The organism is Mycobacterium sp. Aquia_216, assembly GCF_026723865.1.
Taxonomy (GTDB): Bacteria; Actinomycetota; Actinomycetes; order Mycobacteriales; family Mycobacteriaceae; genus Mycobacterium.
The window spans coordinates 957,250-981,490 of sequence record NZ_CP113529.1 but is presented as its reverse complement, the minus strand read 5'-3'; the positions used below and the strand labels follow the sequence as shown (position 1 = coordinate 981,490).

General features: G+C 66.7%; 20 protein-coding genes and 1 tRNA gene. 8 read left to right on the top strand and 13 right to left on the bottom strand.

The annotated features are described in order from the left end of the window. Positions 1 to 67: 67 nt before the first annotated feature. Positions 68 to 607, bottom strand: a complete 540-nt coding sequence (locus tag OK015_RS04620) for an Rv0340 family IniB-related protein (protein ID WP_268129604.1) — start codon at positions 605 to 607, stop codon at positions 68 to 70. A gap of 259 nt (positions 608 to 866) precedes the next feature. On the opposite strand from OK015_RS04620, the gene iniR reads away from it, so the two are divergent. From iniR to OK015_RS04600, 4 genes are all read left to right on the top strand, one after another. Further along, a complete protein-coding gene (iniR, locus tag OK015_RS04615) occupies positions 867 to 3,272 on the top strand; it encodes an isoniazid response ATPase/transcriptional regulator IniR (RefSeq protein WP_268129602.1) in 2,406 nt (801 codons plus the stop codon). 136 nt (positions 3,273 to 3,408) lie between these two features. Then, positions 3,409 to 6,402 (top strand): heterodisulfide reductase-related iron-sulfur binding cluster, encoded by a 2,994-nt coding sequence (locus OK015_RS04610; RefSeq protein ID WP_268129600.1) that lies wholly within the window; start codon positions 3,409 to 3,411, stop codon positions 6,400 to 6,402. A gap of 29 nt (positions 6,403 to 6,431) precedes the next feature. Next, complete coding sequence (locus tag OK015_RS04605) at positions 6,432 to 7,721, top strand: pyridoxal phosphate-dependent aminotransferase (protein WP_268129598.1); 1,290 nt, start codon at positions 6,432 to 6,434, stop codon at positions 7,719 to 7,721. A gap of 31 nt (positions 7,722 to 7,752) precedes the next feature. Next, entirely contained in the window at positions 7,753 to 9,024 is a 1,272-nt protein-coding gene (locus tag OK015_RS04600; protein ID WP_268129597.1) for a YibE/F family protein, read from the top strand. On the opposite strand, the gene rfbA is transcribed toward OK015_RS04600, so the two are convergent. The 8 genes from rfbA to OK015_RS04560 all read right to left on the bottom strand — a co-directional run bounded on the left by rfbA (position 8,975) and on the right by OK015_RS04560 (position 17,567). Then, complete coding sequence (gene rfbA / locus OK015_RS04595) at positions 8,975 to 9,841, bottom strand: glucose-1-phosphate thymidylyltransferase RfbA (RefSeq protein ID WP_268129595.1); 867 nt, start codon at positions 9,839 to 9,841, stop codon at positions 8,975 to 8,977. The genes OK015_RS04600 and rfbA overlap by 50 nt on opposite strands. A 15-nt stretch (positions 9,842 to 9,856) precedes the next feature. After that, positions 9,857 to 10,201: a nuclear transport factor 2 family protein gene (locus OK015_RS04590; RefSeq protein WP_268129593.1), complete on the bottom strand. Its 345-nt coding sequence runs from the start codon at positions 10,199 to 10,201 to the stop codon at positions 9,857 to 9,859. Between the two features lie 52 nt (positions 10,202 to 10,253). Then, a complete protein-coding gene (locus tag OK015_RS04585; protein ID WP_268129591.1) occupies positions 10,254 to 11,009 on the bottom strand; it encodes a maleylpyruvate isomerase family mycothiol-dependent enzyme in 756 nt (251 codons plus the stop codon). Between the two features lie 29 nt (positions 11,010 to 11,038). Next, the gene (locus OK015_RS04580) at positions 11,039 to 12,364 is read right to left on the bottom strand and encodes a UDP-glucose dehydrogenase family protein (RefSeq protein WP_268132445.1); all 1,326 of its coding nucleotides are present in this window, start codon (positions 12,362 to 12,364) and stop codon (positions 11,039 to 11,041) included. 88 nt (positions 12,365 to 12,452) lie between these two features. Further along, positions 12,453 to 14,063 (bottom strand): DUF7159 family protein, encoded by a 1,611-nt coding sequence (locus OK015_RS04575; protein ID WP_442791203.1) that lies wholly within the window; start codon positions 14,061 to 14,063, stop codon positions 12,453 to 12,455. A gap of 152 nt (positions 14,064 to 14,215) precedes the next feature. Further along, a complete protein-coding gene (locus OK015_RS04570) occupies positions 14,216 to 16,159 on the bottom strand; it encodes a DUF7159 family protein (RefSeq protein ID WP_268132441.1) in 1,944 nt (647 codons plus the stop codon). Between the two features lie 153 nt (positions 16,160 to 16,312). Then, complete coding sequence (gene dcd / locus OK015_RS04565; protein ID WP_268129589.1) at positions 16,313 to 16,885, bottom strand: dCTP deaminase; 573 nt, start codon at positions 16,883 to 16,885, stop codon at positions 16,313 to 16,315. 34 nt (positions 16,886 to 16,919) lie between these two features. Beyond that, a complete protein-coding gene (locus OK015_RS04560) occupies positions 16,920 to 17,567 on the bottom strand; it encodes a hypothetical protein (protein ID WP_268129588.1) in 648 nt (215 codons plus the stop codon). A 137-nt stretch (positions 17,568 to 17,704) separates the two neighbouring features. Between OK015_RS04560 and OK015_RS04555 the strand changes: the two genes are divergently transcribed. Both OK015_RS04555 and OK015_RS04550 read left to right on the top strand, forming a co-directional pair. Beyond that, positions 17,705 to 17,778, top strand: a tRNA-Gly gene (locus OK015_RS04555). A gap of 135 nt (positions 17,779 to 17,913) precedes the next feature. Continuing rightward, positions 17,914 to 18,717: a mycofactocin-coupled SDR family oxidoreductase gene (locus OK015_RS04550; protein ID WP_268129587.1), complete on the top strand. Its 804-nt coding sequence runs from the start codon at positions 17,914 to 17,916 to the stop codon at positions 18,715 to 18,717. A gap of 9 nt (positions 18,718 to 18,726) precedes the next feature. Here the strand turns inward: OK015_RS04550 and OK015_RS04545 are convergent, their stop codons facing one another. Further along, complete coding sequence (locus tag OK015_RS04545; protein ID WP_442791202.1) at positions 18,727 to 19,368, bottom strand: S1 family peptidase; 642 nt, start codon at positions 19,366 to 19,368, stop codon at positions 18,727 to 18,729. A 181-nt stretch (positions 19,369 to 19,549) separates the two neighbouring features. Here OK015_RS04545 and OK015_RS04540 point away from each other — a divergent pair, with 181 nt between their 5' ends. After that, positions 19,550 to 20,410 (top strand): L,D-transpeptidase, encoded by an 861-nt coding sequence (locus tag OK015_RS04540; RefSeq protein WP_268129585.1) that lies wholly within the window; start codon positions 19,550 to 19,552, stop codon positions 20,408 to 20,410. Positions 20,411 to 20,553: 143 nt separating this feature from the next. On the opposite strand, the gene OK015_RS04535 is transcribed toward OK015_RS04540, so the two are convergent. Next, positions 20,554 to 21,081 (bottom strand): hypothetical protein, encoded by a 528-nt coding sequence (locus OK015_RS04535; protein WP_268129584.1) that lies wholly within the window; start codon positions 21,079 to 21,081, stop codon positions 20,554 to 20,556. Between the two features lie 186 nt (positions 21,082 to 21,267). Then, positions 21,268 to 21,636 carry a hypothetical protein gene (locus OK015_RS04530; protein WP_268129582.1) on the bottom strand — a complete coding sequence of 123 codons (369 nt, stop codon included), beginning with the start codon at positions 21,634 to 21,636 and terminating at the stop codon, positions 21,268 to 21,270. 116 nt (positions 21,637 to 21,752) lie between these two features. Here OK015_RS04530 and OK015_RS04525 point away from each other — a divergent pair, with 116 nt between their 5' ends. After that, positions 21,753 to 22,553, top strand: a complete 801-nt coding sequence (locus tag OK015_RS04525) for an alpha/beta hydrolase family protein (protein ID WP_268129579.1) — start codon at positions 21,753 to 21,755, stop codon at positions 22,551 to 22,553. 129 nt (positions 22,554 to 22,682) lie between these two features. Here the strand turns inward: OK015_RS04525 and OK015_RS04520 are convergent, their stop codons facing one another. Beyond that, positions 22,683 to 24,212, bottom strand: a complete 1,530-nt coding sequence (locus tag OK015_RS04520) for a GMC family oxidoreductase (RefSeq protein ID WP_268129577.1) — start codon at positions 24,210 to 24,212, stop codon at positions 22,683 to 22,685. Positions 24,213 to 24,241: the final 29 nt, after the last annotated feature.

The following is a 24,241-nucleotide window of genomic DNA, read 5'->3' as shown; positions in this document are numbered from 1 at the left end:
CGATGCCCCTATTAGGCAGCATTAACGCAGATCAGGAAGGTTATTGCTCGACCGCGGAAGCAGCGGTTTAGCCGTGCAGGCCGAAGTCGTGGTGCTCGGGGTCGGCGGGGTGCGGGTGGGCAGCCGGGTGGTCCCACACACTCAGATCGTGCGCCGGAAATCCACCGTGGTCGACCGGGCTATCTTGCGCCTCTGCTCCGGTGAACTGCACCGATGCTCTGGGAGGGTCAATGCCCAACGGCTGCGGATCGACCGGCGGCCGGATGGGCGCCGGAGTGGCAGGCTGATGGATCACGCCGCCTGCTGGTGCATGAGAATCGACCACGCCGGCGGGAGTGTGCGGAGTGAAAGCATCGAGAGCGGCCGCGGCCGCGCCGCTTGCCCAGACGTTTCCGTGATCAGCGGCGGGCGTCCCCGAGACAGGGCCGGCCGGAGTGCCCACCGACAGCGAATCCGTCACCATGGGAATCAGATTGTTCACGTCCGCGCTGGTCACATCGGTAAGGTGGGCATCCGCGATGGACTGCGCGGGATTGGCGGCGTAGCGCGCCGCGGCGTCGGGATCACGCACCAGCGAGATCACGAAGTCGAGCAATGAGTTTGCCATCGAGCGCACCTCCTTGCCGCCCTCTGCCCTTGCCGTCGTCGTCGCCAGGGAAAACCCAGTGAATTAACACGATGCTATCGGCTCAACCGAGCCATGTGATCGGTGCACAACCCACTTGCCACCCGACTGCGTTAGGGGGTGTTGCTTTAGGGGAATAGTGGCGCTACGGGGATGGCTACCCAGCTGCGGGGGTTGGTGCGGTTATGGTGAAAAAACCGCTCCCAACCACCAACGCAGCACCGATTAGGGGGTACGCGCCATGAGCGACTCCCCGATGGCGGCGGAAACCGTCCAGGCCCTGGCCAACGCGTCGGTGGTTCCAGTGAAGCTTGTAATCAGTGGTGGAGTCGGAACCGGCAAGACCACCGTCCTTGCTGCCGCCCGGGACACGCTGCGGCAGGCCGGGCTAACCGTACTGGCCCGGCCTCCCCACCCAGGCGATCCCCCCGATGTGGCGCTCGTGATCGACGACGCTCACCTGCTGAGCGAGCCCGAACTGCTAAGTCTCACCGAGCGCGTCGCCGACCCGCGCACCACGGCGGTGGTGGCCGCCGAGCCGCAGGCGCGCCTGCGGGACCTGACCGTGGCGATGGAACGGGATCGACCGCGCATATCCCTGGGTCCTCTTCCCGTCGCCGAGGACGTGCTGGCCTGCACCGCCGGTCTCCCGTTTCTGGTGCACGCAACGGCCGAGGGCGCACACTCCCCGACCCGTGCGGTCAGGTTCGCGTTGATCGCACGGTTGCGCCGGCTCGATGAGCCCGACCTGGACACGCTGCTCATCATGTCGCTGACCCAAGAATTGGGAGCAGCTGATGTGGCCGCGGCACTGGGGATTTCGACGGCGGACGCACGCCAACTGGTCGATCGGGCACACGCCAGTGGACTGATCGAGCCGTCGCACAGCCCCGACTTCCTGGAGCTGCTACACGGCGCGACTGCCCAGATCGTTGGTAACGCCCACCATCGCGAGGTTGAAACCGCGTTGCTGCGTTCGCAACTCGACATGTCGGCGGTTTCGCCTCAGCTCGCATTGCGGCTCGCCGAACACGGGCTCAAGGACGATCGACTGGCGGCCATTCTCGCTCGGCAAGCCGCCACTGCGCGCGGCGAGTCCGCCAGGGCCGCAAGGCTTTACCAGGCCGCGGTCAACGCCGGTGCCGAAGGGCTGACGTCTCGTGTCGCCGACGCGCTGGCTCTCACCGGAGACAGTGCTGCCGCGGCAGCACTGGCCGACGGTCTGCTCAGCTCCCCCGATTCCGCCGAACGCGCTGCGGCGGTTCGGATTGCGGCCAGCGTTGCGGCCCATGAGGGCAACGCGAATCAGGCGGCGGAATTGTTCGGCTGGCTTGGCCCGCACCCGGACGCGGTCGTCGGCGCGGCCGCAGTGATCACGCTCGCCGCGATCGGCGATCTGGCAACGGCAGGCGCCGCGCTGCGCCTCAAGGACTCCGGCCCGCCGACGATCGCCGCCCGCACCGCGCGCAGTCTGGCCGAGGGGCTACTGATGACCATGGACCAGCCGTATCCCGCCGCGATGGCGAAACTCGGCCAGGCCATCTCCGCCGAACAACCTGCGAGCGAAGTCATTCCGGACAGCCCGGCGGCGCTGATTGCCTTGGCCGCGATCCACGGCGGTGATCCAGTCCGCGCCCGCAGCGTGATCGGCCGCGCCGTGCGCGCCGACGGTGACGGGCTGTTTGCGCCGCGACACAACTTGCTGTCCGGCTGGATCAAAATGCAGGACGGACAGCTGGCATCGGCAAGCGCGGACGTCGCCGCCGCCGGCTCTGCCGGGCTGCACCGGCGCGACGCGTTGTGGGCGGCGGCACTGCAGACGGCGATCGCGCGTCGCGGCGGCGACACCGGCGCCCTGCACAAACATTGGTACGCAGCCATGGAGGTGCTGGCCGAGTATTCCGTCGACCTGTTCACGCTGCTGCCGCTGGGCGAGTTGTGGGTAGGTGCCGCCCGGATACGCCAGGTCGAGGCGCTGCGCCATGCCCTGGATCAGGCCTTCACCCTGCTGGAATCGCTGGGCAGCCCGATTTTGTGGTCAATCCCACTGCATTGGGCCGGTGTGCATGCGGGAATCCTCGCCAACGCACCGGAGTTGGTCGCCCCGCATGGGCAGGCCCTTGGCGCGGCGGCCGGAGCCAGCACCGTTGCGCAGGCCCTGTCAGGCGCCGGCCGCACCTGGCTACGCGTTCTGGCCAACCAGGTCGACGCCGACGAGGTCACCGCATCGGCCCGGTCGCTATCACATGTCGGTTTGACCTCCGACGCGACCCGGCTGGCCGGCCAGGCCGCGCTGCAAACACCTGACGGCAGAGTGTCCGGAGCGATGCTGCAACTGGCGCGCGACCTCAAATTGGGCGCGTCCCCGGGCGACATTCCCAGCGGGCTGACCGACGACGAACCGCAGGGCCCGACAACGCCGTCGCCGCCGCACCAACCAGCCTCGGGTTCTCCGCTGTCCCAGCGCGAACGTGAAGTCGCCGAACTACTGCTGCTGGGCATGCCGTACCGCGACATCGGCGGACAACTGTTCATTTCGGCGAAGACGGTCGAGCATCATGTCGCCCGGATCCGTCGCCGGCTGGGCGCCGGATCGCGCTCCGAGATGTTGTCTATGTTACGTGCCATGCTGACCCCGGAGAGCTAAGCCGCAGGTCAGTGGCTTTGAGCAAACCCGGTTAGGGCAACCTTTCTCGCGTCGATAGCGGCGCAGATGTCACTATGAGCTAGCAAAGATCGAACGAATTTTCGTTAAGTAACGATGCAATGGGGAGAGACCTGCTGTGACCACGCAGACGCTCATCAGGATGGTGCTGGGGCTGGGCCTGACCGCGGTCGTGGTCTTGTTTGCACTCAAACGCGTCTGGTGGCTCTACCGGCTGGTCATGTCGGGCCAGCCGGTCAGCGGCCGCACCAACGACATCGGCACCAGAATCTGGACTCAAGTCGCCGAGGTGTTCGGCCAGCGCAAGCTGCTGAAGTGGTCCATCCCCGGTCTTGCCCACTTCTTCACCATGTGGGGCTTCTTCATCCTCATCACGGTCTACATCGAGGCCTACGGCACGCTGTTCCAGCCCAATTTCCACATCCCGATCGTCGGCCGGTGGGACGCGCTGGGCTTTCTGCAGGACTTCATCGCCCTGGCCGTATTGGCCGGCATCACGACCTTCGCGATCATCCGGTTGCGCAGCGAGCCAAAGGAATACGGCCGCCAATCACGTTTCTACGGTTCCCACACCGGCGGCGCGTGGCTGATTCTGTTCATGATCGCCATGGTCATCGTCAGCTTTGCGATCTTTCGCGGCGCCTCCGTCAACACCGGAAACTTCCCGTACGGCTGGGGGGCGTTCTTCTCGCACGGCATGGGCGCGCTCATGCATCCGCTGGGTACGACGGCCAATGAATGGATCGAAACATTCGCGCTGCTGGCTCATATCGCCGTGGCGCTTATCTTCCTGATCATCGTGCTGCACTCCAAGCACCTGCACATCTTCCTGGCGCCCATCAACGTGACGTTCAAGCGGCTGCCCGACGGCCTGGGCCCGCTGCTGCCGATGGAATCCGGCGGCAAGCCGATCAACTTCGAGGATCCCGGCGAGGATGACGTTTTCGGTCGCGGCAAGATCGAGGACTTCACCTGGAAGGGCAATCTCGACTTCGCGACCTGTACCGAGTGCGGGCGTTGCCAATCACAATGCCCGGCCTGGAACACCGGTAAGCCGCTGTCACCGAAGCTCGTCATCATGGACCTGCGCGACCACTGGATGGCCAAGGCGCCGTACATCCTGGGCGAGAAAAAAGCAGAGCCGCTCGAGGGTCTGGACCTCGAAACGGTCCACGAAGAGGGCCACCACGTCCCGGAGTCGGGCTTCGGCCGCATTCCCGGGCACGGACCGGAACAGGCGGCCCGACCATTGGTCGGCACCGCCGAACAGGGCGGTGTGATCGACCCCGACGTGCTGTGGTCGTGCGTGTCCTGCGGCGCCTGCGTCGAACAGTGCCCGGTGGACATCGAGCACATCGACCACATCATCGATATGCGCCGCTACCAGGTGATGATGGAGTCGGAGTTCCCGTCCGAGCTGTCGGTGCTGTTCAAGAACCTGGAGACCAAGGGCAACCCGTGGGGCCAGAACGCCGGGGACAGGACCAACTGGATCAGCGAGGTTGACTTCGACGTCCCCGTCTACGGCGAAGACGTCGACAGCTTCGACGGCTACGAGTACCTGTTCTGGGTGGGGTGCGCCGGCGCCTACGACGACAAGGCCAAGAAGACGACCAAGGCCGTCGCCGAGCTGCTGGCCATCGCCGGGGTGAAGTTCATGGTGCTCGGCACCGGGGAGACCTGCAACGGTGACTCGGCACGCCGGTCCGGCAACGAGTTCCTGTTCCAGCAGCTGGCCGCCCAAGCCGTCGAGACCCTCGACGGGGTGTTCGAGGGCGTGGAGACCGTCGACCGCAAGATCGTCGTGAGCTGCCCGCACTGCTTCAACACGATCGGCAAGGAATACCGCCAGCTGGGCGCCAACTACAGCGTGCTGCACCACACCCAGCTGCTCAACCGGCTGGTGCGAGACAAGAAGTTGGTGCCGGTGACCCCCGTCTCGCAGGACATCACCTACCACGACCCCTGCTACCTGGGCCGACACAACAAGGTGTACGAGGCACCTCGTGAACTGATCGGCTTCGCCGGGGCGAACCTCACCGAAATGCCGCGCAACTCCGACCGCAGCTTCTGCTGCGGTGCCGGCGGTGCACGCATGTGGATGGAAGAACACATCGGTAAGCGCATCAACCACGAGCGGGTCGACGAGGCGCTGGCCACCAACGCGACGACGATCGCGACCGGCTGCCCGTTCTGCCGCGTGATGGTCACCGACGGTGTGAACGACCGGCAGGAAGAGGCCGGCCGCAGCGGGGTCGAAGTGCTCGACGTCGCCCAGATCCTGCTCGGGTCGCTCGAGTACGACAAGGCGACGCTGCCGGAGAAGGGCACAGCAGCAAAGGAAGCTTCCGAAAAGGCTGAACGGGCCGCGAAAGCCGAGCCCAAGGCCGCTGCACCGGCGGCGCCGGCCGAGGCTCCGGCCGAGACCGAAGAACCCGTGGCTGCCGAGCCGGAGCAGCCGACCAAGACTGCCGCGGCGCCCGCGAAGGGGCTGGGGATCGCCGGCGGTGCCAAGAAGCCGGGCGCCAAGAAAGCCGCGGCCCCGGGCGCCGAAGCTAGCACCGAGGCCGCGGAGGCCAAGGCTCCCGCCGCACCCGCCAAGGGCCTGGGGATCGCCGGCGGCGCCAAGCGACCCGGCGCCAAGAAAACAGCCGTTGCCCCGGCCGCCGAGGCACCGGCCGCCGAGACCGCGGAAGCTAAAACGGAAGCCGCACCCGCCAAGGGGCTGGGTATCGCCGCCGGCGCCAAACGACCCGGCGCCAAGAAAACAGCCGCCCCGGCCGCCAAGGCACCGGCGCAGGAGGCCGAGCCGGAGAGCACGGAGCCCGCTGAGCCCAAGACCGAGGCAGCGGAACCCAAGGCGCCGGCCGCACCGGTCAAAGGTCTGGGTATCGCCGCGGGCGCCAAACGGCCCGGCGCCAAGAAGGCGGCACCTGCAGCCCCGCCAGCCGAGACCAAGCCGGCCGCCGCGTCCGACGAGCAAAAGACCGAGGCCCAACCGGAGCCGAAGCCGCAGCCAGCCGAGGAAACCAACGGCGACGCGGCACCACCAGCAACGCCTGTTAAGGGGCTGGGCATCGCGCGCGGCGCCCGTCCTCCGGGCAAACGCTGATCACGGATTGGCCTTATCAGCAAATTTCAGTGGACAGCGATGGCAGCATAGGTGACGTGACCACTCACCAGGTGCCCGTGCACAGCCCCGGCCACCACCGGCAGCGGACCTTCGCGCAGTCGTCCAAGCTTCAGGACGTTCTGTACGAAATCCGCGGTCCGGTGCACCAGCATGCTGCGCGGCTGGAGGCCGAGGGTCACCGCATTCTCAAGCTCAACATCGGCAACCCGGCGCCGTTCGGCTTCGACGCACCCGACGTGATCATGCGCGACATGATCCAGGCGCTGCCCTATGCCCAGGGCTACTCCGACTCGCAGGGCATCCTGCCGGCCCGGCGCGCGGTGGTCACCCGCTACGAGCTGGTCGACGGCTTCCCGCGATTCGACGTCGACGACGTATTCCTGGGCAACGGGGTATCCGAGCTGATCACCATGACGCTGCAGGCCCTGCTCGACAACGGCGACCAGGTGCTGATTCCCTCCCCCGATTACCCGCTCTGGACGGCGTCGACCTCGCTCGCGGGCGGCACACCGGTGCATTACCTGTGCGACGAAACACAGGACTGGCAACCGGATCTCGCCGACCTGGAATCGAAGATCACCGAGCGCACCAAGGCGTTGGTCGTGATCAACCCGAACAACCCCACCGGCGCCGTCTACAGCCGCGAAGTCCTGAGTCAGATGGTCGAGCTGGCGCGCAAGCATCAGCTGCTGCTACTCGCCGACGAGATCTACGACAAGATCCTCTACGGCGACGCCAAGCACATCAGCCTGGCCACACTGGCGCCCGACCTGTTGTGCCTGACCTTCAACGGCCTGTCGAAGGCCTACCGGGTCGCGGGATACCGGGCCGGCTGGCTGGCGATCACCGGGCCCAAAGACCACGCCGGCAGCTTCATCGAAGGCATCAGCCTGCTGGCCAACATGCGGCTGTGCCCGAACGTCCCGGCCCAGCATGCGATCCAGGTCGCCCTAGGCGGCTACCAGAGCATAGAAGACCTGGTGCTGCCCGGCGGTCGGCTGCTAGAGCAGCGAGACGTCGCGTGGACCAAACTCAACGAGATTCCTGGGGTGTCCTGCGTCAAGCCGGATGGCGCGCTGTACGCCTTTCCGCGGCTGGACCCCGAGGTCTACGACATCGAAGACGACGAGCAGCTGGTCCTCGACCTGCTGCTGCAGGAGAAGATCCTGGTAGGGCAGGGAACCGGCTTCAACTGGCCGGCACCGGATCACCTGCGCATCGTGACCCTGCCGTGGGCGCGTGACCTGTCGGCCGCAATCGACCGGCTGGGCAACTTCCTGACCAGCTACCGACAGTAAGCGGGTTCCCCCCGCCTCTACGGTGGACCGGGTGACCCACTCTCACGCGCACAACCTGTCGTCAGGTCCGTCCCCGCTGGGGCCGTTGCCAGCCAAAATCGTGGTGGGCCTGCTGGTGGCGATCGGGATAGCCGTTTTAGCCGGTGCGGCGTTGTTGTGGCCCAGCCAGCAGCATGTCGACATCCCGATGCCGTACCAGAGCGCGACCGGCGGGGTAGTGACCACCCAGCGCGCGCACGTGCTGTCCAGTGGACTGGGCGACTGTGGCAGCGCGTCGGCCAGTCAGGTGCTCACCACGGATCCGCAGCCGGCAGCTCCGGGTGCGGGACGCTGCGTCGAGACGGTGGTCGCAATCGATTCGGGACCGAATGCCGGCGCGAAAACCTTGTTGGAGTCCTCGCCGGGGCCCGGCCAGCCGCAATTCGCCGCCGGCGACCACATCCGGGTCACGCGGCAGGTCGACGCCGACGGCGCCACCACGTACGCGTTCTACGACTTCGAGCGCGGCTGGTCGCTGGTCGCGCTGGCCCTGGCGTTCGCGGTGGTCATCGTCGCGGTAGCGCGCTGGCGTGGGCTGCTGGCGCTGGTCGGGATCGTGGTCGCGTTTCTGGTGTTGGTGGTGTTCTTGCTGCCGGCGCTGCGCGACGGCGCACCCGCGGTCCCGGTGGCCCTGGTGGCGTCGGCGGCGATCCTGTACGTGGTCATCTATCTCGCGCACGGAGTCAACTTGCGCACCAGCGCCGCCTTGCTGGGCACCTTGTCGGCGTTGCTGCTAGCCGCCGGATTGTCTTGGGCGGCAATAGAGGTGACGCATTTGACCGGGCTGTCGGATGAACAGAACTCTGCGGTCAGCGCGTATCTGGGCAGTGTGTCGATCAGCGGCCTGCTGCTCGCCGGATTCATCATCGGATCGCTGGGTGTGCTCAACGATGTGACGGTGACGCAGGCCTCGACCGTCTTCGAGCTCGCCCATGTCGGCGGCGACACCTCCCGGCGGGCAATCTTCCTGAGCGCCATCCGAGTGGGGCGCGATCACATCGCGAGCACCGTCTACACGCTGGTGCTGGCTTACGCCGGCAGCTCGCTGCCACTGCTGTTGCTCTTCAGCGTCGCCAACCGGTCGCTGAGCGACGTGCTGATCAGCGAGAGTGTGGCCATCGAACTCGTGCGCTCCGCGGTCGGCGGAATCGCACTGGCTCTGTCGGTGCCGTTAACGACAGCGATCGCCGCGGTGCTGGCCAAACCGACTGGTGTCAACCCCGTTCCAGCAGCTCCAGCAGGTAGCCGCCGTACCCGGACTTGACCATCGTGCGCGAGCGGGTCGCCAGCTCGTCATCGGTGATCCAGCCCTGCCGCCAGGCGATTTCCTCGGGCACGCCCACCTTCAGTCCCTGCCGACGTTCCAGCGTGCGGACGAAATCGCTTGCGTCCAGCAACGAGTCGAATGTTCCGGTGTCCAGCCACGCCGTGCCGCGGGCCATCACCTCGACCGCGAGCTGACCCCGGTTCAGATAAATCCGGTTGACGTCGGTGATCTCGTACTCGCCACGGTCGGATTTCTTCAGGCCCTTGGCGATTTCGATCACGTCGTTGTCGTAGAAGTACAGGCCCGGCACCGCGTACTTGGACTTCGGCGTCTCAGGTTTCTCCTGCAATGACAGCGCCATCCCGTCTTCACCGAACTCGACGACGCCGTAGGCCGACGGGTTCGCCACCCAATACGCGAAAATTGCTCCACCACTTACAGATTGGAAGCGGCTCAGGTTGGTACCCAAACCCGGGCCGTAGAAGATGTTGTCTCCCAACACCAAAGCCGCCGAATCGTTGCCGATGTGCTTGGCGCCCAAGACGAAAGCCTGCGCCAGACCGTCGGGCTTTTCCTGCTTGACGTAGCTGAGGTTGATACCGAATTGCGAGCCGTCGCCGAGGAGACGCTGAAATCCAGCCGCGTCGTGTGGGGTGGTGATCACCAAGATGTCGCGGATTCCGGCCATCATCAAGGTAGAGAGTGGGTAGTAGATCATCGGTTTGTCGTAGACCGGCAGCAACTGCTTGCTGATGCCCATCGTGATCGGGTGCAGCCGGGTGCCCGAACCACCGGCCAAGATGATTCCGCGCATGTGTGGCTCCTATGCCTAGGTAACGAGGTCGGCTTCGGTGAGTTCGGTGGCCGCCAGCGCCGACGCCAGGTCCTCATGGCGGAATACCGAGGTGACATGGTCGTGGACCACCCGGAATGCCAACGCGCCGGCTCCTTGCTGCTCGGCGACCACGACGCCGTCGTGCACATACAGCTGGCCGAGCTCTGTGGCCGCCGAGCGGGAGGTGGCCCAGTTGCGCAGCGCTTCGTGGCCCTGGGCGGCTCCGTGCGCGTTGCCAATCTCGATGTCGTCGCTCGATAAGGCCGCCAGGGTCTCGGTATCAGCGGTGTTGAGCGCGTCGTGCCAAGCCAGTACGGTGGCGATCTCCGATGTGGTCATGGTCTGCAAATTACCGTGTGGCACTTTCCAGCACGTCGTTTCCCCGACGTTGCTAGAGAGGCGTGCGCTCCAGCCAGCTTTGCCACACGGCGTCGTCGCCGAACAACTCGATACTCGTGTCGGCGAGCGCAGTTCGGCGCGCGATCGCCAGCAACAGCTCGGTGGCACCGCCCCGTAGCGCCACGCTGCCCTTGCCGTGCTCGTGTGACCAGGTGATGCCGGTGCCGGAGACGCCGATCGTCCATTCGCCGGCTTGTCCCAGCCCGGGGTCGGTCGCGTGCAGGTGCAGGGTGTCGCCGTCCGCGAGCGGCAGCGGAATTCCGTTGCTGCCGGCCCGGATCTCGATCCGCTCGAGGAACTCGGAGATCCCGTCCGCGGCGATATCGGGTCGGAGGCTGAATTCGCGCCCGAGCGCGATGGCCGCGTCGGCCCGATGCACCGACGTTTCGTGCAGGCGACGCCGGATCCACCAGTTCGCAGGACGCTCCCCGAGAAAGGTCCACACCGGCGTCTGCACACCCGAGAGCTCGACGGCTTCGACAAGACGTTGCGCTCCGCCGTGCAACCAGGAGATCGCGTCGGCCGGGTCTGGCGGCGGCTTGCCGCCCTCGACGCTGTAGATGTCGAGCGGCTGGTCGAGTCGGTCCCGCACGATTTGCGCCGCCCAGCGATCGCCGCGCCCGACGTGGCGGAACAGCTGCTTGAGGTTCCAGCCCGGGCAGGTGGGCACCGGGTGTGACTCGTCGACATCGCGGAAAAGCTCCGAAAAAGCGCGGTTTTCGTCGAGAAAGGCAGCCGCGTAATCCACGGAATCAGGCTACTCGGCAGAAGTGCGACCTAGGGGCGCCGCGCTCCGAGCCGGTACACCCGCCACCCCGCCTGTTTCCAGCGTTCGGCGTCCAGGCAGTTGCGACCGTCGACGACGACGCGAGCCCGCACCCGGTCGGCGAGGTCGTCGGGGTCAAGGCTGGTGAACTCCGGCCACTCGGTCAGCACCAACACCGCGTCGGCGCCCTCGCATGCCTCCGCGACCGAGACCGCGTAGTTCAGCGTCGGGAACAGGCGCCGCGCGTTTTCCAAGGCTTTTGGGTCGTAGACGTTGACGGCGGCCCCGTTGAGCTGCAGCTGGCCCGCGACGTTGAGCGCCGGCGAGTCACGGACATCGTCGGACTCGGGCTTGAACGCCGCACCGAGCACGGCGATGTTGGCGCCAAGCAGCGAACCGCCGCACGCGGCGGTGGCCAGCTCCACCATTTTGGTGCGCCGGCGCATGTTGATGCTGTCCACCTCGCGCAGGAACGTCAGTGCCTGGTTGGCTCCCAACTCACCCGCGCGGGCCATGAACGCCCGGATGTCCTTGGGTAGGCAGCCACCGCCAAAACCCAAGCCCGCGTTGAGGAATTTGCGTCCGATCCGTGAGTCGTACCCGAGTGCATCGGCCAGCAGCGTGACGTCGGCACCCGACGCCTCGCACACCTCGGAGATCGCGTTGATGAACGAAATCTTGGTCGCGAGAAAGGCGTTCGCCGCAACCTTGACCAATTCCGCTGTCTGCAAATCGGTTACCAGGAACGGTATGTCGGCAGCTAGGAGCGGCGCATACAGCTCGCGGATAACCTCCTCAGAGCGCACCGAATCCTCTTGGATACCAAGCACAATGCGGTCCGGCTCCAAGGTGTCGTGCACCGCGTGCCCCTCACGCAGGAACTCTGGATTCCACGCGATTTCGACATCGACTCCCGAAGGTGCCAGCGCAGCGGCCCGCACGGCCAGCTCTGCCGCAGTGCCCACGGGGACAGTCGACTTGCCGACCAGCACGGCCGGCCTGCTCAACCGCGGTACGAGATTGTCGATGACGGCGTGGACGTGGCTGAGGTCGGCGCCGTATTGACCCTTCTTTTGTGGGGTGCCGACGCCCAGGAAGTGCACGTCGGCGAAATCGGCGGCCAAGTCGTAGTCGGTGGTGAACCGCAGCCGCCCGGCAGCCAAGTTGTCGGTCAGCAGCTCTCGCAGACCCGGCTCGTAGAAGGGGATGTCACCCGCGGCGAGCTTGGCGACTTTTCCTGGGTCGATGTCGACACCGATGACCTCGTGCCCCAGTTCCGCCATCCCGACCGCATGCGTGGCACCCAGATAGCCGGTGCCGAAGACGGTGCATCGCATACGTCCGGTGTAGGTGGCCGCCATGAGCTAATTGCATCGCGTCGCTGAGCGGGAGGCAAACGGAAGGTGACAGGTGGCTCTCGGAGAACTACCGGTGACCAAACCCGCCGTGACCGCCACCGAAACCACCGCCACCGTGGCCGCCGCCCGGGAAGCCGCCGCCACCGGGGAACCCACCGCCACCGTGACCTCCGCCACCGGGGAAGCCGCCGCCACCGGGGAACCCACCACCGCCGTGGCCGCCGCCCGGGAAACCGCCGCCGCCAGGGACCCCACCACCATGGCCGCCGCCGGGGCCCGGGTTGCCGGGGAACCCACCACGACCGGGACCTTGATTGCCGGGGAACTCACCACCGCCGGGACCCGGGCCGATCGGCCCGCCGGGCACACCAATGATCGGTGGGATCGGGATCGGGATCGGTATCGGAATGGGGGGCGCGACCGGCGCGGGAGCCGGAGCCTCCGGAACCGGAATCGGAGCGGGAGCCTCGGGAACCGGGACGGGAGCGGGCGCCGCCGGGACCGCGACCGGCGCCGGCGCCGGCGCCTCCGGAACCGGAACCGGAGCGGGCGCCTGAGGAACGGGTGCCGGCGCCGGGATCGGGGCGGCCTCGGGCGCGGGAGCGGCCGGAGCCGGTGCGGGAGCCGCGGGCGCCGGAACGGGTACCCCCTGGGCGGGGGCGACGATGTTGTGGCCCGGAACGGGCTTCACACCGGCGGTCGGCCGGATTGCGATCGCCAGTGAAACGACCAGCGCCGCCACCCCGACGATGAAGATCGCTGCGACCGCGCTGCCTACCAACCCGAAGGACCTGCGCTCGCGGTAGTCGGCAAGCTCGGTCGCGGCGGTGTGCGTACCGGTATAGGCCTCGGCGTAGTCGTCGGGGACGGCGCTGTATGCCAGCGCGTCCTGATCGGAATCCGCGACATCGAAGTATCCGGGCGCCACCGCGAACGGGTCGAGGGCACCGGTGCCGGGGTCCTGGGCGTAGGCCTGCGCGGCCGTGGATGACGCGAACAGTGGGGCATGCGCCGAGGCGAGCGCCGCGCCGCGAGCCAGCGCGGTGTCCGGCTCCTCGGGCATCGCCAGCGGCAGCGTCGTTGCCGCCTCCAGCGCGGGCTTGATCAGTGGGATGTCGACGCCGGAGCCCACAACGAAGACCGCACCCGGGCGCGTCTCCAGCGCCTCAGCCTCCGAGACCATCGTGGCCAGCTGCGCGACCGCCGCGTCGTCGTCCTCGGGCAGGGTCTGGCGATGCACATCGGCGATCGATCCGTCGGCGGTGTCGACGATCGCCAGCGTCGCGGTGTCGGGTTCGATGAACAACAGCGCGGTCTGCGCATAGTTGGTCTCGTTGCCGACCGCTTGCGCTAGGGCCGCCGCGGCGAGGAACGCCGAGACCAGCATCACATTCTCGACCTTGTGCGCGGCCAATGCATCGCGCAGCGCGGCAGCCTCGACGGGATCTGTCCAGGTGACTCCCGTCGACGTCAGCTGGTAGCCGCCCTGGGCCGCACCCTCCTGGGTTCCCAGGATCGCCGAGACCACTTGGTCGGCGGCGCTGGTCGTTGCCGCGTCATCGTCGGACGCAACGTCGAAATTGTCTTCATCGACGGTAGCGCCGTCGCCATTTTCGCCTTCGACCAGCACCATCCGGACGGCCGTCGGCGCCATCGAAACACCAAGTACGGTGTCCACTGCCCCTCCAATGTCGTTTGCTAGACAGTGACTTGAGGAACGGCGTCATCGCAGGCTCCGGCCACCTCGAGACGTCGTGAATCCCCACCCTGTATTCCCCTAGCGACTCGATTTTACGCGTGCTCCCCTACCCGCGCCCGGGCGCGAAACGACTAATGGTGCCCGCCGCCACCGCTGTGGCCGCCGCCGAAGCCACCGCCACCTCCGAAGCCACCGCCACCGCTGTGACCGCCGCCACCAAACCCGCCGCCCCCGCCACCGAAGCCGCCACCACCGTGGCCGCCACCCCCGAACCCGCCGCCGTGGCCGCCGCCCCCGAAGGGGCCGCCCCCGCCGATAGGACCACCACCGCCACCTCCGAAGGGACCGCTCGGAGCATGGCCGCCGCCACCACCCATGGAACCGCCGCCACCGAAGGGACCGCCGCCACCGAAGGGCCCAGACCCGCCAAAGGGTCCACCCGAAGGCCCACCACCGATCGGCCCGCTCGGCGCGTGTCCGCCGCCGCCGAGGGGACCACCGCCGATAGGACCGCCTCCCCCAAAGGGACCGCCGCCGCCAAAGGGACCACCGCCGCCGCCGATAGGCCCACTCGGGGCGTGCCCACCACCACCCGGACCCGAGCCGGGCAGATGACCTGGACCGCCACCATTGGCACCACCCGAACCTGAGCCAGGCGGTGGAAAATGCCCACCACCTGGACCACCGGGGCCAGAGCCGGGCAGGCCTGACTCGGGAGGAGTTTGATGCGGGGGCGACTGCGGGTCCGTGCCCCAGCCCGGCCACTGACCACGGACCGGTAACGGTTGTTGCTCCACGGGTAGTGGGGGCATCAGCCGCGGCGGAGCCTGGATCACCGGCGGGCCCATGAGCCAATTCGGAGCAGGCAGGTGCACGGGAGCCGGGACTACCGGAGGCAGCACAACCGGTACCGGGGCCGCGGGAGCCGGGGCCGCGGGCAACGGCGGCGGGGCCGCCGGAAGTGCTGCGGCCATCGGCGGCTTCAACGGCTGAGGAGCCGCCATCGGCCGGGGCGCACTCACTTCCGGCCTTGGGGCGGACGCCTGAACGGGCGGCGCCGCGGGGGCCGGTTGGGCCGGGACGATGAGGCTTTGGTTGGGGGTCGGATGCAGCGCGATATCCGTCGTACGGATGCCGATCGCCAGCGCGATCTCCAGCGCCACCACCGCGCTGATCGCAACCACCGCCATCCCACTGCCGAGCAGCAGCATCGGTCTGCGACGGGGCTCGCCGTCGTCCGGATCGTCAAGATCGGATGGGCTGATGACGACGGTGGGAGCGTCGGCGTCGTCGTCCGGCATCAGGCTGTAGGCCAGCTCGTCGAGCTCGGTGCCGGAAAGGTACGTCACGCCAAGGTATTCGGGACTGGCGGACGGATGGACGGCACCGGTGCCCGGGTCTTGCGCGTAAGCCAGTGCCGCGGTCGACGAGGCGAACAGCGGGGCGTTCGCCGACGCCAACGCGGCCCCGTGGGCCAGCGCCGTTTCCGGCTCTTCCGGCACGCTCACCGTCAACGCGGTCGCCGACTCCAGCGCCGGCTTGATCGCGGCGATGTTGACATCCGAACCGACCACGAACACGCCGCCCGGCGGCAGGTCGAGCTCCTCGAGCCCGGAGATCATCCCGGTGAGTTGTGCGGTGGCCTCTTCGTCGGACTCGGGATCGAGCTGTTCTCTGTAGACGTCGGTGATGGCACCGTCGGCAGTCTCGACGACGGCCAGCGTCGCGGTGTCGGGCTCCACGAACAGCACAGCGGTGGTCTCGTAACCCATTGCGCCGCCGACGGATTGGCCGAGCGCGGCGGCGGCAAGGAACGCCGAGACCAGCATGACGTTCTCGAGTTTGTATGCGGCCAGCGCGTCGCGTAGCACGGCGGCGTGCAGCTGGTCGGTCCATGTCACGCCGATCGAGGACAGCTCAAGGCCGGCATCGGCCGCACCCTCGCGGGTGCCCAGGATTGCCGAGATCACCCGATCGGGAACAGCGGTGGGTTCTGTGTCGTCGGTCGCGGCGACGTGGAATTCATCCTCGTCGACCAAAGCGCCATCGGCGTTCTCGCCTTCAACCACGACCATCTGGACCGACGTCGGCGCGATCGAAACCCCGAGCACGATATCCAAAACCAACCCCCTCCAAAGGTGTTGCTAGCCGAGCGATGCTCGGGCGGAGGAGAAACCATTGACTATCTAATAATCGCGCAGGAAAGCTGTGCGGGCACCCTGGCGAAGCTATGTAGATCTTATGAAGTTCTCATAGGAGCGAGACGGCGTCGGCCCCCGCTGCCCCTGGTACTTCGAGCCGACCCGCGAACTGCCGTACGGGTGTTCGGCCGGGCTGGTCAGTCGCAAGATGCACAGCTGCCCGATCTTCATGCCGGGCCACAGGGTGATCGGCAGGTTGGCGACGTTGGACAGCTCAAGGGTGATGTGACCGGTAAAGCCCGGATCGATGAAGCCCGCGGTCGAGTGGGTCAGCAGGCCAAGCCGGCCCAGCGACGACTTGCCTTCCAACCGGCCGGCGAGGTCGTCGGCTAACGCGACCTGCTCCAGGGTCGAGCCGAGCACGAACTCGCCCGGGTGCAGCACGAACGGCTCCCCTTCGGCGGGTTCCACCAGGCTGGTCAGTTCGTCCTGCTGCTTGGCGGGGTCGATGTGGGTGTAGCGGGTGTTGTTGAACACCCGGAACATGCTGTCGAGGCGAACGTCAACGCTCGAGGGTTGAACCAGGGTGTCGTCGAACGGGTCGATGCCCAACCGGCCGGCGGAGATTTCGGCCCTGAGATCGCGATCGGAGAGCAGCACGCGACGAGCCTATCGGTTGCTCGTTGTCCCGCGTTCAGTCGGCGAGATACGTTTCGCCACCCTTGGCGTAGCCGCCTCCGGTCGTCGTGATGTGGACGTGGTCATAGTGGCCGAGCCTGCTCGTTTGCGCTCCATGAGGCGTGTAGTAGACGCCGCGCCAAATCGCGTCCTGTATCCCGAATCGATTCGCGTTCTGCAGCACGTACGCGACGATCGCGTTGCCCAGCGCGATGCCCTGCGCGCTCTCGGGACTGGGGATCATCACATCCAGCGCCAGGCCGAGGGGATGCCAAGGCAGCGGATCCGGTCGGACACCGCCGATTTCGTGAATCTCCGGGAACGTCGCACTGATTGCGCGCGACGTCAGGATCGTGCGCACCTGCAGGCCCTGCTCGGAGGCGAGCCCGACGGGCAAGAAACGGGATCGGACGTGGTATCTCGATGCGACCGGCTGGACATCGGGGAGGCCCATGCCCGCTGTGCCGTGCGGGATATTCGCTTCCGCCGCGACGATTTCCAAATGGCTCGGCGCGACGTCACTAATAACGGGTGTGGCTTCCGCCGGGGCGGCGAATGGACCGACATCTCCCGCCACCGCGAAGAAGACAGCAGCGGGGGCCAGCAGCGCTGCCAGGACTACCGGCGACTTGCGTCGCTTCCTGGCTAATCTGTGCCGCCCCATCCCGAGCACATTACGACATGATCACGAAAGAATAAATGTGAGCATTTTAAATTTGCGGTGATAGTCCCATTAGAGCGTCGGCATTCAACGGTCGCGACTGGCCGCGGACCCGGGTGCTAGCCTTCTTGGGCAACCGCGCCGATGTAGTTCAATGGCAGAACATCAGCTTCCCAAGCTGAATACGCGGGTTCGATTCCCGTCATCGGCTCCACGATGAACTGCTGGTCGCATGGTCAGATTCGGCCTTCTGCGTCGGCGTAGCGCCGAAATATGGCCCACAGCAATTGATTTCGTAACAACACCCAGCCTGCCGCTGAGGGTATAACCCGCTGGTAGCTTTACGCCCATGGGTGCTTTGGATGGACGCGTGGCCTTGATTACCGGCGGAGCTCGAGGACAGGGGCGTGCACACGCACTGGCGTTAGCGGCCGAAGGAGCCGACATCGTGGCCGCCGATGCCCCGGATGCGATGACGGACCTGACCTACCCCCTGGGCACCGAGGACGACTTGCGGGATACGGCGAAACTGGTTGAAGCGCTGGGTCGGCGTTGCGTGCCGCTCACCCTGGACGTGCGCGATTCGGCCGCGGTGCGCGACGCGATCACACAGACGGTCGCCGACCTGGGCAGCCTCGACATCGTGTTGGCCAACGCCGGAATCGTCAGCACCGGGCTACTGGAAGACGTCAGCGACGTGGTGTGGCGACAACTGATCGACACCAATTTGACCGGCGCATTTCACACCCTGCGGGCGGCCATTCCGGTGATGCGGCAGCAGCGTTTCGGCAGGATCGTCGTGACGTCCTCGATGGGTGGCCGGATGGGCATCCCCGAGCTGGCCGCATACAACGCCACCAAGTGGGGCGTCATCGGCCTGGCGAAGTCCGCCGCCCTGGAGGTCGCCAAGGACGGCATCACGATCAACGTCGTCTGCCCGACGACGACTCAGACACCGATGGTGCAGCCCGCCGGCGGCGACGACATCCCCGACGATCTGGTGCGCCGGATGATGAAAGCCAACCCGATACCTCAACCCTGGCTGCAACCCGAGGACGTCAGTCGCGGAGTGCTGTATCTGGTCACCGACCCCGGGGTCATCACCGGAAGCGTGCTAGAGATCGGCCTCGGCGGCAGCGCGCGCATCCACTGACAATCTGGCCTACGGGAGTATGTGCACACCCCACCTGCCGAGCAGAGGCTGCACCAGTACGAAGTAAGTGATGTTGGGGTCACCCGCGAGCGATGTGGACATCACCAGGCCGACCGCGGTCACGGTGCCGTCGGCGTTCTTCACATAACCCGGACCACCACTGTCGCCTGGCTGGGCGAACACGTTGGCTTCGATGACTTCGCCGTCAATGCTCTTGACGGTGCCGCAAGTCTCCCCCGTCATTGCACCGAGCTTGCAGAACGGCATGCCGGCCTTGATCTGGGAAGCACTCAAGGCACCCCGGACGCGTTGGCCCGCGACATCACCGCCCGGAGCACCGACGCCCGGGTCAAGACGGATGATCGCGGCGTCTTTGAGGTCGCCTAGCACCTCGCTGCTGGTGATGTGTCCGAGCGGGACGTTCTCGTCGTAGGTGAAGGGCGCAGCGTGGTCGCAATGCCCGCTGGTGAACAGGTAGTAGCTACCGTCGTTGCCTTGGGCGGCGAAACCCGTTGTGCACTTGGTGATTCCATCGCTGACCAGGATTCCCGGCGCGGGAGGCGGCGCCGCCAGGGCTGTACCCGCGAAGGAAACCGCGCACGTCATCGCGGCACCGGCCAGCCCAACCCCTCGAACCCAACGTGCGGCCACACCGCTCTCCTTTTCTTGGCTGCCCTCGACCACGGCCCGACATCACGTTGACAGAACGCCTCGCCGTTGCCAAATCGTGACCGATACTTGATCAATTGATCACGCGCCCTTGCGCTTCCGCAGCTCAGCGGCCATTTACCATCTCTATTGCAACTCTGTCAGTTAAAAAGGAATTGGGGCTATGCGCGCGGATATTCGATGTGCCGTTGCTGTCATCGGAATCGGCGCGAGCGTGATCGCGGGGACCGCCGTCGTCAATCTGCCGGTCCCGGTGCCGGCCGACGTGAGCCTGGCGGCGGCGAGCCAGTCGAACCCGTTTCCGATCGCGTCGATGCTGCCAACCCGCGGCCAAACGGTGGGCGTGGCACACCCCGTCGTGGTGAACTTCCGCGCACCCGTCGCCGACCGGCATGCGGCCGAGCGTGCGCTGGGGATCACCTCGACGCCCGCGATGACCGGCAAGTACGAATGGCTCGACAACAAAGTGGTGCAGTGGACTCCCGACCGATACTGGCCGGCGCACACCACGATCGCACTGACGGTGGAAGGCCAGCCCACGGAGATCAAAACGGGCCCCGCCGTCATCGGTATTGCCAGCATCTCCGAGCACACCTTCACCGTAAGCATCGACGGAGTCGAGACAGGCCCGCCGTCGTCACTGCCGGCGCCGCACCACCGCCCGCACTTCGGCCAACAAGGCGTGCTGCCGTCCTCGTTGGGTAGACCCGAGTACCCGACCCCGGTCGGCTCGTACACGGTTCTGTCCAAAGAACGCTCGGTTCAGATGGATTCGAGCAGCGTCGGCATCCCCGTCGACGATCCCGACGGTTATCTCGTGACGGTCGACTACGCCGTCCGCATCACCAACCATGGCCTTTTCGTGCACTCAGCTCCCTGGGCTGTCAATTCGCTCGGGCTGGAAAATGTCAGCCACGGCTGCATCAGCCTGAGCCCCGAGGACGCCGAGTGGTACTACAACAAGGTCAACGTCGGCGACCCGGTGATCGTGCGAGAGAGCACTAACGAATTGCCCTCGTCGTAATACCATTGTCGTGCAACCTCTTTGCTGACGTTTGTCGCGCGCCCCTTTACTGACGTCGAGTTCGGCATGATCAGATGCGCTCTGCTACAACAAAAATGACCCGCCAGGTGTAAACCCGGCGGGTCATTCAATTCGATCGGTGATCAGCCCCCGTGCACCGGCGACGGACCTGGGGAAACCGGCTGCCCGGCGACCGGCCCACCGGTCGGCGCCGGACCGGTCGGCGCGTCCTTCACGCCGGACATGTCGATCAGTGGCGCAACGGGAATGCCATCCGCGACCCCACCAAGGGCAACCAGCGGAGCCCCCAGCGGCAACGGAGCACCAATCGGAGCGCCCAACGGCAAGGGGGGAACCACAGGCACCGGAGGCCCGAGCGCAATCAGCGGTGCGCCCGCCGGAACCGGAACAATTCCCGGACCGGGCACCACCATTGGAATGCCCGCCATGTCGGTCAACGGGGCGGCGCACGGTGCTGCCGCTGCTCCCGCGGCACCCACCGGTCCGCCGGCTGCCGGGGCGGCGCCGGCCTCGCCGGCCTGCCCGTACATGCATGCCCCGCCACCTGTCATATGTGGGACGGCTGCAGCGTCCGGGCTCAACGCTATGGCGGCACCGCATAATCCAGCGCTAGCAACAACACCGATGTTGAATCGATCGAAGATCGTCATCAACGTCCAACTCCTTCATTCGCGCAGCAGAACCACATAGCCGTGTTCACGTCGCTCCTCGACGACGACCCCATTCTTAGTGGCGCGTGTAGAACACGACGCGCGCCGCACCGCGCCGTTTCCAAATGGTGACGTTACGACGGCGTCACAGGTAGGTAGCGCGAATACTGCCGCGCGCCAAGGGGATCAGCGAGGCGATGGCTGACGGCTGTAAAGCCGGATCAGCGCCATGATCCCGGTAAGAAGAATGGTGAATAACGCTGCTGACGCGCCTGATTCATACACGTCGGCAATCTGGATGGTTTTGCCTCCGCGGACCGCGACGCCGTCGGGCGCATGGATCAGGCTGGTGAAGACCTGGGTGGTAGTGGAAAGCCAGAACAGGCACAGGAACCGGGTTTGGTACTGCGGGTCGGTGGCCGGGTCGACCGAAAGCACCGTCAGCGCGTCTTGGCGCGGCAACCGCGGGTGCAGGTACACGGTGCCCATCGCACCGGCACCGAGCACCTGCAGGATGGTGTATCCCGCGAACTCTTGGCCGGCCGCGAGCGGCATGAGCAAATCCTAAGCCGAGCTCGCAGCATATTCTCGTCGTTTCGTCCAGCGGGCTACTCCGACGGTGGGGCCGCCTGACCTTACGGTGGCGACCCGGGACAGGTTAGATCTCCACTATGGGCGAACGTGTCACGTTCCAAAGCTCCACGGGCGCGAAACTGGCCGGGATCGTCGAGATCCCGCAGACGGAGGTGCGCGGTTGGGGGGTGTTTGCGCACGGCTTCACCCTCGGCAAGGACTGTCCGGCCGCGGCCCGCATCTGCAAGCAGCTCGCCGCCGACGGAATCGGGATGCTGCGCTTCGACGCGCTGGGTCTCGGTGGATCCGACGGGAACTGGGGTGACGGGTCGTTCACCGTCAAGGTCGACGACGTCGTCCAGGCTTGCGAGTTCATGGTCGACCGCGGGACGCCGGCCGACATCCTGGTCGGGCACTCTTGGGGTGGCGCCGCGGTGATCGCCGCGGCGATGCGGTCGCCGGGCGTGCGGTCGGTCGTCACGGTCGCGGCGCCGTTTGACCCCAGCCATGTCGAAAAGCATTACGACGCAGTGGTCGACCGCTGCTTGTCGGAGGGCAGCGTCGAGTGGCTGGTCGGGGGGCGCAAGCTGACCCTCAAGCGCGCCTTCGTCGAGGATGTCCGCGCGGCGCACCTGCACGACAAGATCAAGAGCTTGCGGCTGCCGCTGCTGATCCTGCACTCGCCCACCGACAACACGGTCGGCATCGAGAACGCGAGCGAGATCTTCCGCTTGGCCCGCCACCCCCGCAGCTTCGTCTCGCTCGAGGGCTCCGATCACCTACTCACCGCCCGCGGCCAAGCTCACCGCGCCGGCCGGATCATCGGCGCCTGGGCCGACGCATACCTGGGGGCCGACGCGGTAAGCCAGCGGACAGACGGCAATTCGCGCATCGGCTGAGTCTTCGGGCGGCCGACGAACAGTTCGCAGATCCAGCGCCCGTGCAGCTGGACGATGAGGTGCCAGCGCGCACCGTCGCGGCGGCCGGGTGATCGCCCGCACTGGCCAAACGGCGGCCTCACCCGCCGATCATCCACCGATGAGTTCAGAGGCCCGCTCGGCGATCGCATAGACCGTCGCGGCGGTGTTGGCCGACGGAACCGAGGGCATGACGGATCCGTCGGCGACCCGCAGGCCGCTGACGCCATGGACCCGCAATTCACTGTCGACGACCGACATATCCGTATCGCCCATCGCGCACGTTCCCACCGGGTGGAAGTACGACTGATATGCCGCCTTCACGAAGATGCGCAAGGCATCGTCATCGGCGTCGCGTCCGGGTGCGACTTCCGCGTCACGCCACGAGTCGTAAGCACTTGCCGCGCCGATCTTTTGGGCCACCCGCAGGGCGGCGACCAGCGTGCCCAGGTCGCGCTCGTCGCCGAAGTAGTTCGGGTCGACGATCGGCAGCACGCCGGCGTTCGGCTTCGACAGCCGCACGCTGCCGCGGCTGTACGGCAGCATCACCGAAGCCGCGATCACGTAGCCGATCACGCTGCCGTCGTCGCCCGGCAAGCCGATGCCGGTGGAATCGATGAACAGCAGTTGCGCGTCGGGGCCGTCGCCCGCGTGCTCGGTCTGGATCAAACCCATCGCCTCGCCGTGACCGCTGCGGCTCGGCGGTAGCGGCCGGGCAGCGCTGTACACCACCGGCGCCATGACGTGGTCGTGAAAATTAGAACCCACGCCGGGCAGGTCGAGGGTGACCCCGACGCCGACGTCCCGAAGGTGTTGCGCCGGGCCAACTCCCGACAGCATCAGCAACTGAGCCGAGCCAATCGTGCCCGCGGCCAACACCACTTCACCCGAGCGGGCGACCGACATCGACGTCCCGCCGCCCGTGCTGTATTCCACGCCGGTGCAGCGGCCGTTCTCGATCCGCAGCCGGTGCACCGTGGCGTCGGCGACGAAGTCGAGGTTCGGCCGGCCCAACACCGGCAACAGATATGCGTCCGCGGCGCTGAGCCGTTTCCCGTCGACGATGTTCAGGAAGGCCGGTCCGAAGCCGACCTCCAGTCCCCCGCCGATGTCGGTGGCCCTGCGGTACCCGCACTGCACGGCGGCATCCAGGCCGGCGGCGATAACGGGATGCAGCGGATCGATCTCGGCGATCCTCATCGGGCCGCTATCGCCGCGCAGTGCCGGATCGCCGCCTACAGCGGTTTCGCTGCGCTTGAAGTAGGGCAACAGGTCGTCGAACCCCCAGCTCTTGGCGCCGACGTTCTCCCACGCGGCATAACTGGACCGATGTCCGCGGACGAACATCATGGCATTGGTGGACGACGACCCGCCGATGCCCCGACCCCGGACCAGCCGGATTGACGACCCGGTGGCCGCCTGCACGGTCGTCGAGTCACCCCAGTCGGCCGGACCGCCGATCATCGTGGGCCACAGCTGCGGGGTGGCACTGGCGGCAGGTGGGGTCGCGCCGCCGGCTTCCAGGAGCAACACCCGGATGCCGGGCTGCGCCGAGAGTCGGCTGGCGATCACACATCCGGCGACGCCGGCGCCCACGACGACGACGTCGTAGGAGCTCGACGGATTCGATGCTGACGACATGGAGGCTTCCTTTACGTCTATTGTTAACA

Bases quoted from the DNA above. Each gene is read 5' to 3' on its own strand.
- OK015_RS04620 (WP_268129604.1), bottom strand. From the start codon at position 607: ATGGCAAACTCATTGCTCGACTTCGTGATCTCGCTGGTGCGTGATCCC.
- iniR (WP_268129602.1), top strand. From the start codon at position 867: ATGAGCGACTCCCCGATGGCGGCGGAAACCGTCCAGGCCCTGGCCAAC.
- rfbA (WP_268129595.1), bottom strand. From the start codon at position 9,841: ATGCGCGGAATCATCTTGGCCGGTGGTTCGGGCACCCGGCTGCACCCG.
- OK015_RS04590 (WP_268129593.1), bottom strand. From the start codon at position 10,201: ATGACCACATCGGAGATCGCCACCGTACTGGCTTGGCACGACGCGCTC.
- OK015_RS04580 (WP_268132445.1), bottom strand. From the start codon at position 12,364: ATGCGATGCACCGTCTTCGGCACCGGCTATCTGGGTGCCACGCATGCG.
- OK015_RS04570 (WP_268132441.1), bottom strand. From the start codon at position 16,159: ATGGTCGTGGTTGAAGGCGAGAACGCCGATGGCGCTTTGGTCGACGAG.
- OK015_RS04560 (WP_268129588.1), bottom strand. From the start codon at position 17,567: ATGGGGCGGCACAGATTAGCCAGGAAGCGACGCAAGTCGCCGGTAGTC.
- OK015_RS04550 (WP_268129587.1), top strand. From the start codon at position 17,914: ATGGGTGCTTTGGATGGACGCGTGGCCTTGATTACCGGCGGAGCTCGA.
- OK015_RS04540 (WP_268129585.1), top strand. From the start codon at position 19,550: ATGCGCGCGGATATTCGATGTGCCGTTGCTGTCATCGGAATCGGCGCG.
- OK015_RS04535 (WP_268129584.1), bottom strand. From the start codon at position 21,081: ATGACGATCTTCGATCGATTCAACATCGGTGTTGTTGCTAGCGCTGGA.
- OK015_RS04530 (WP_268129582.1), bottom strand. From the start codon at position 21,636: ATGCCGCTCGCGGCCGGCCAAGAGTTCGCGGGATACACCATCCTGCAG.
- OK015_RS04525 (WP_268129579.1), top strand. From the start codon at position 21,753: ATGGGCGAACGTGTCACGTTCCAAAGCTCCACGGGCGCGAAACTGGCC.
- OK015_RS04520 (WP_268129577.1), bottom strand. From the start codon at position 24,212: ATGTCGTCAGCATCGAATCCGTCGAGCTCCTACGACGTCGTCGTCGTG.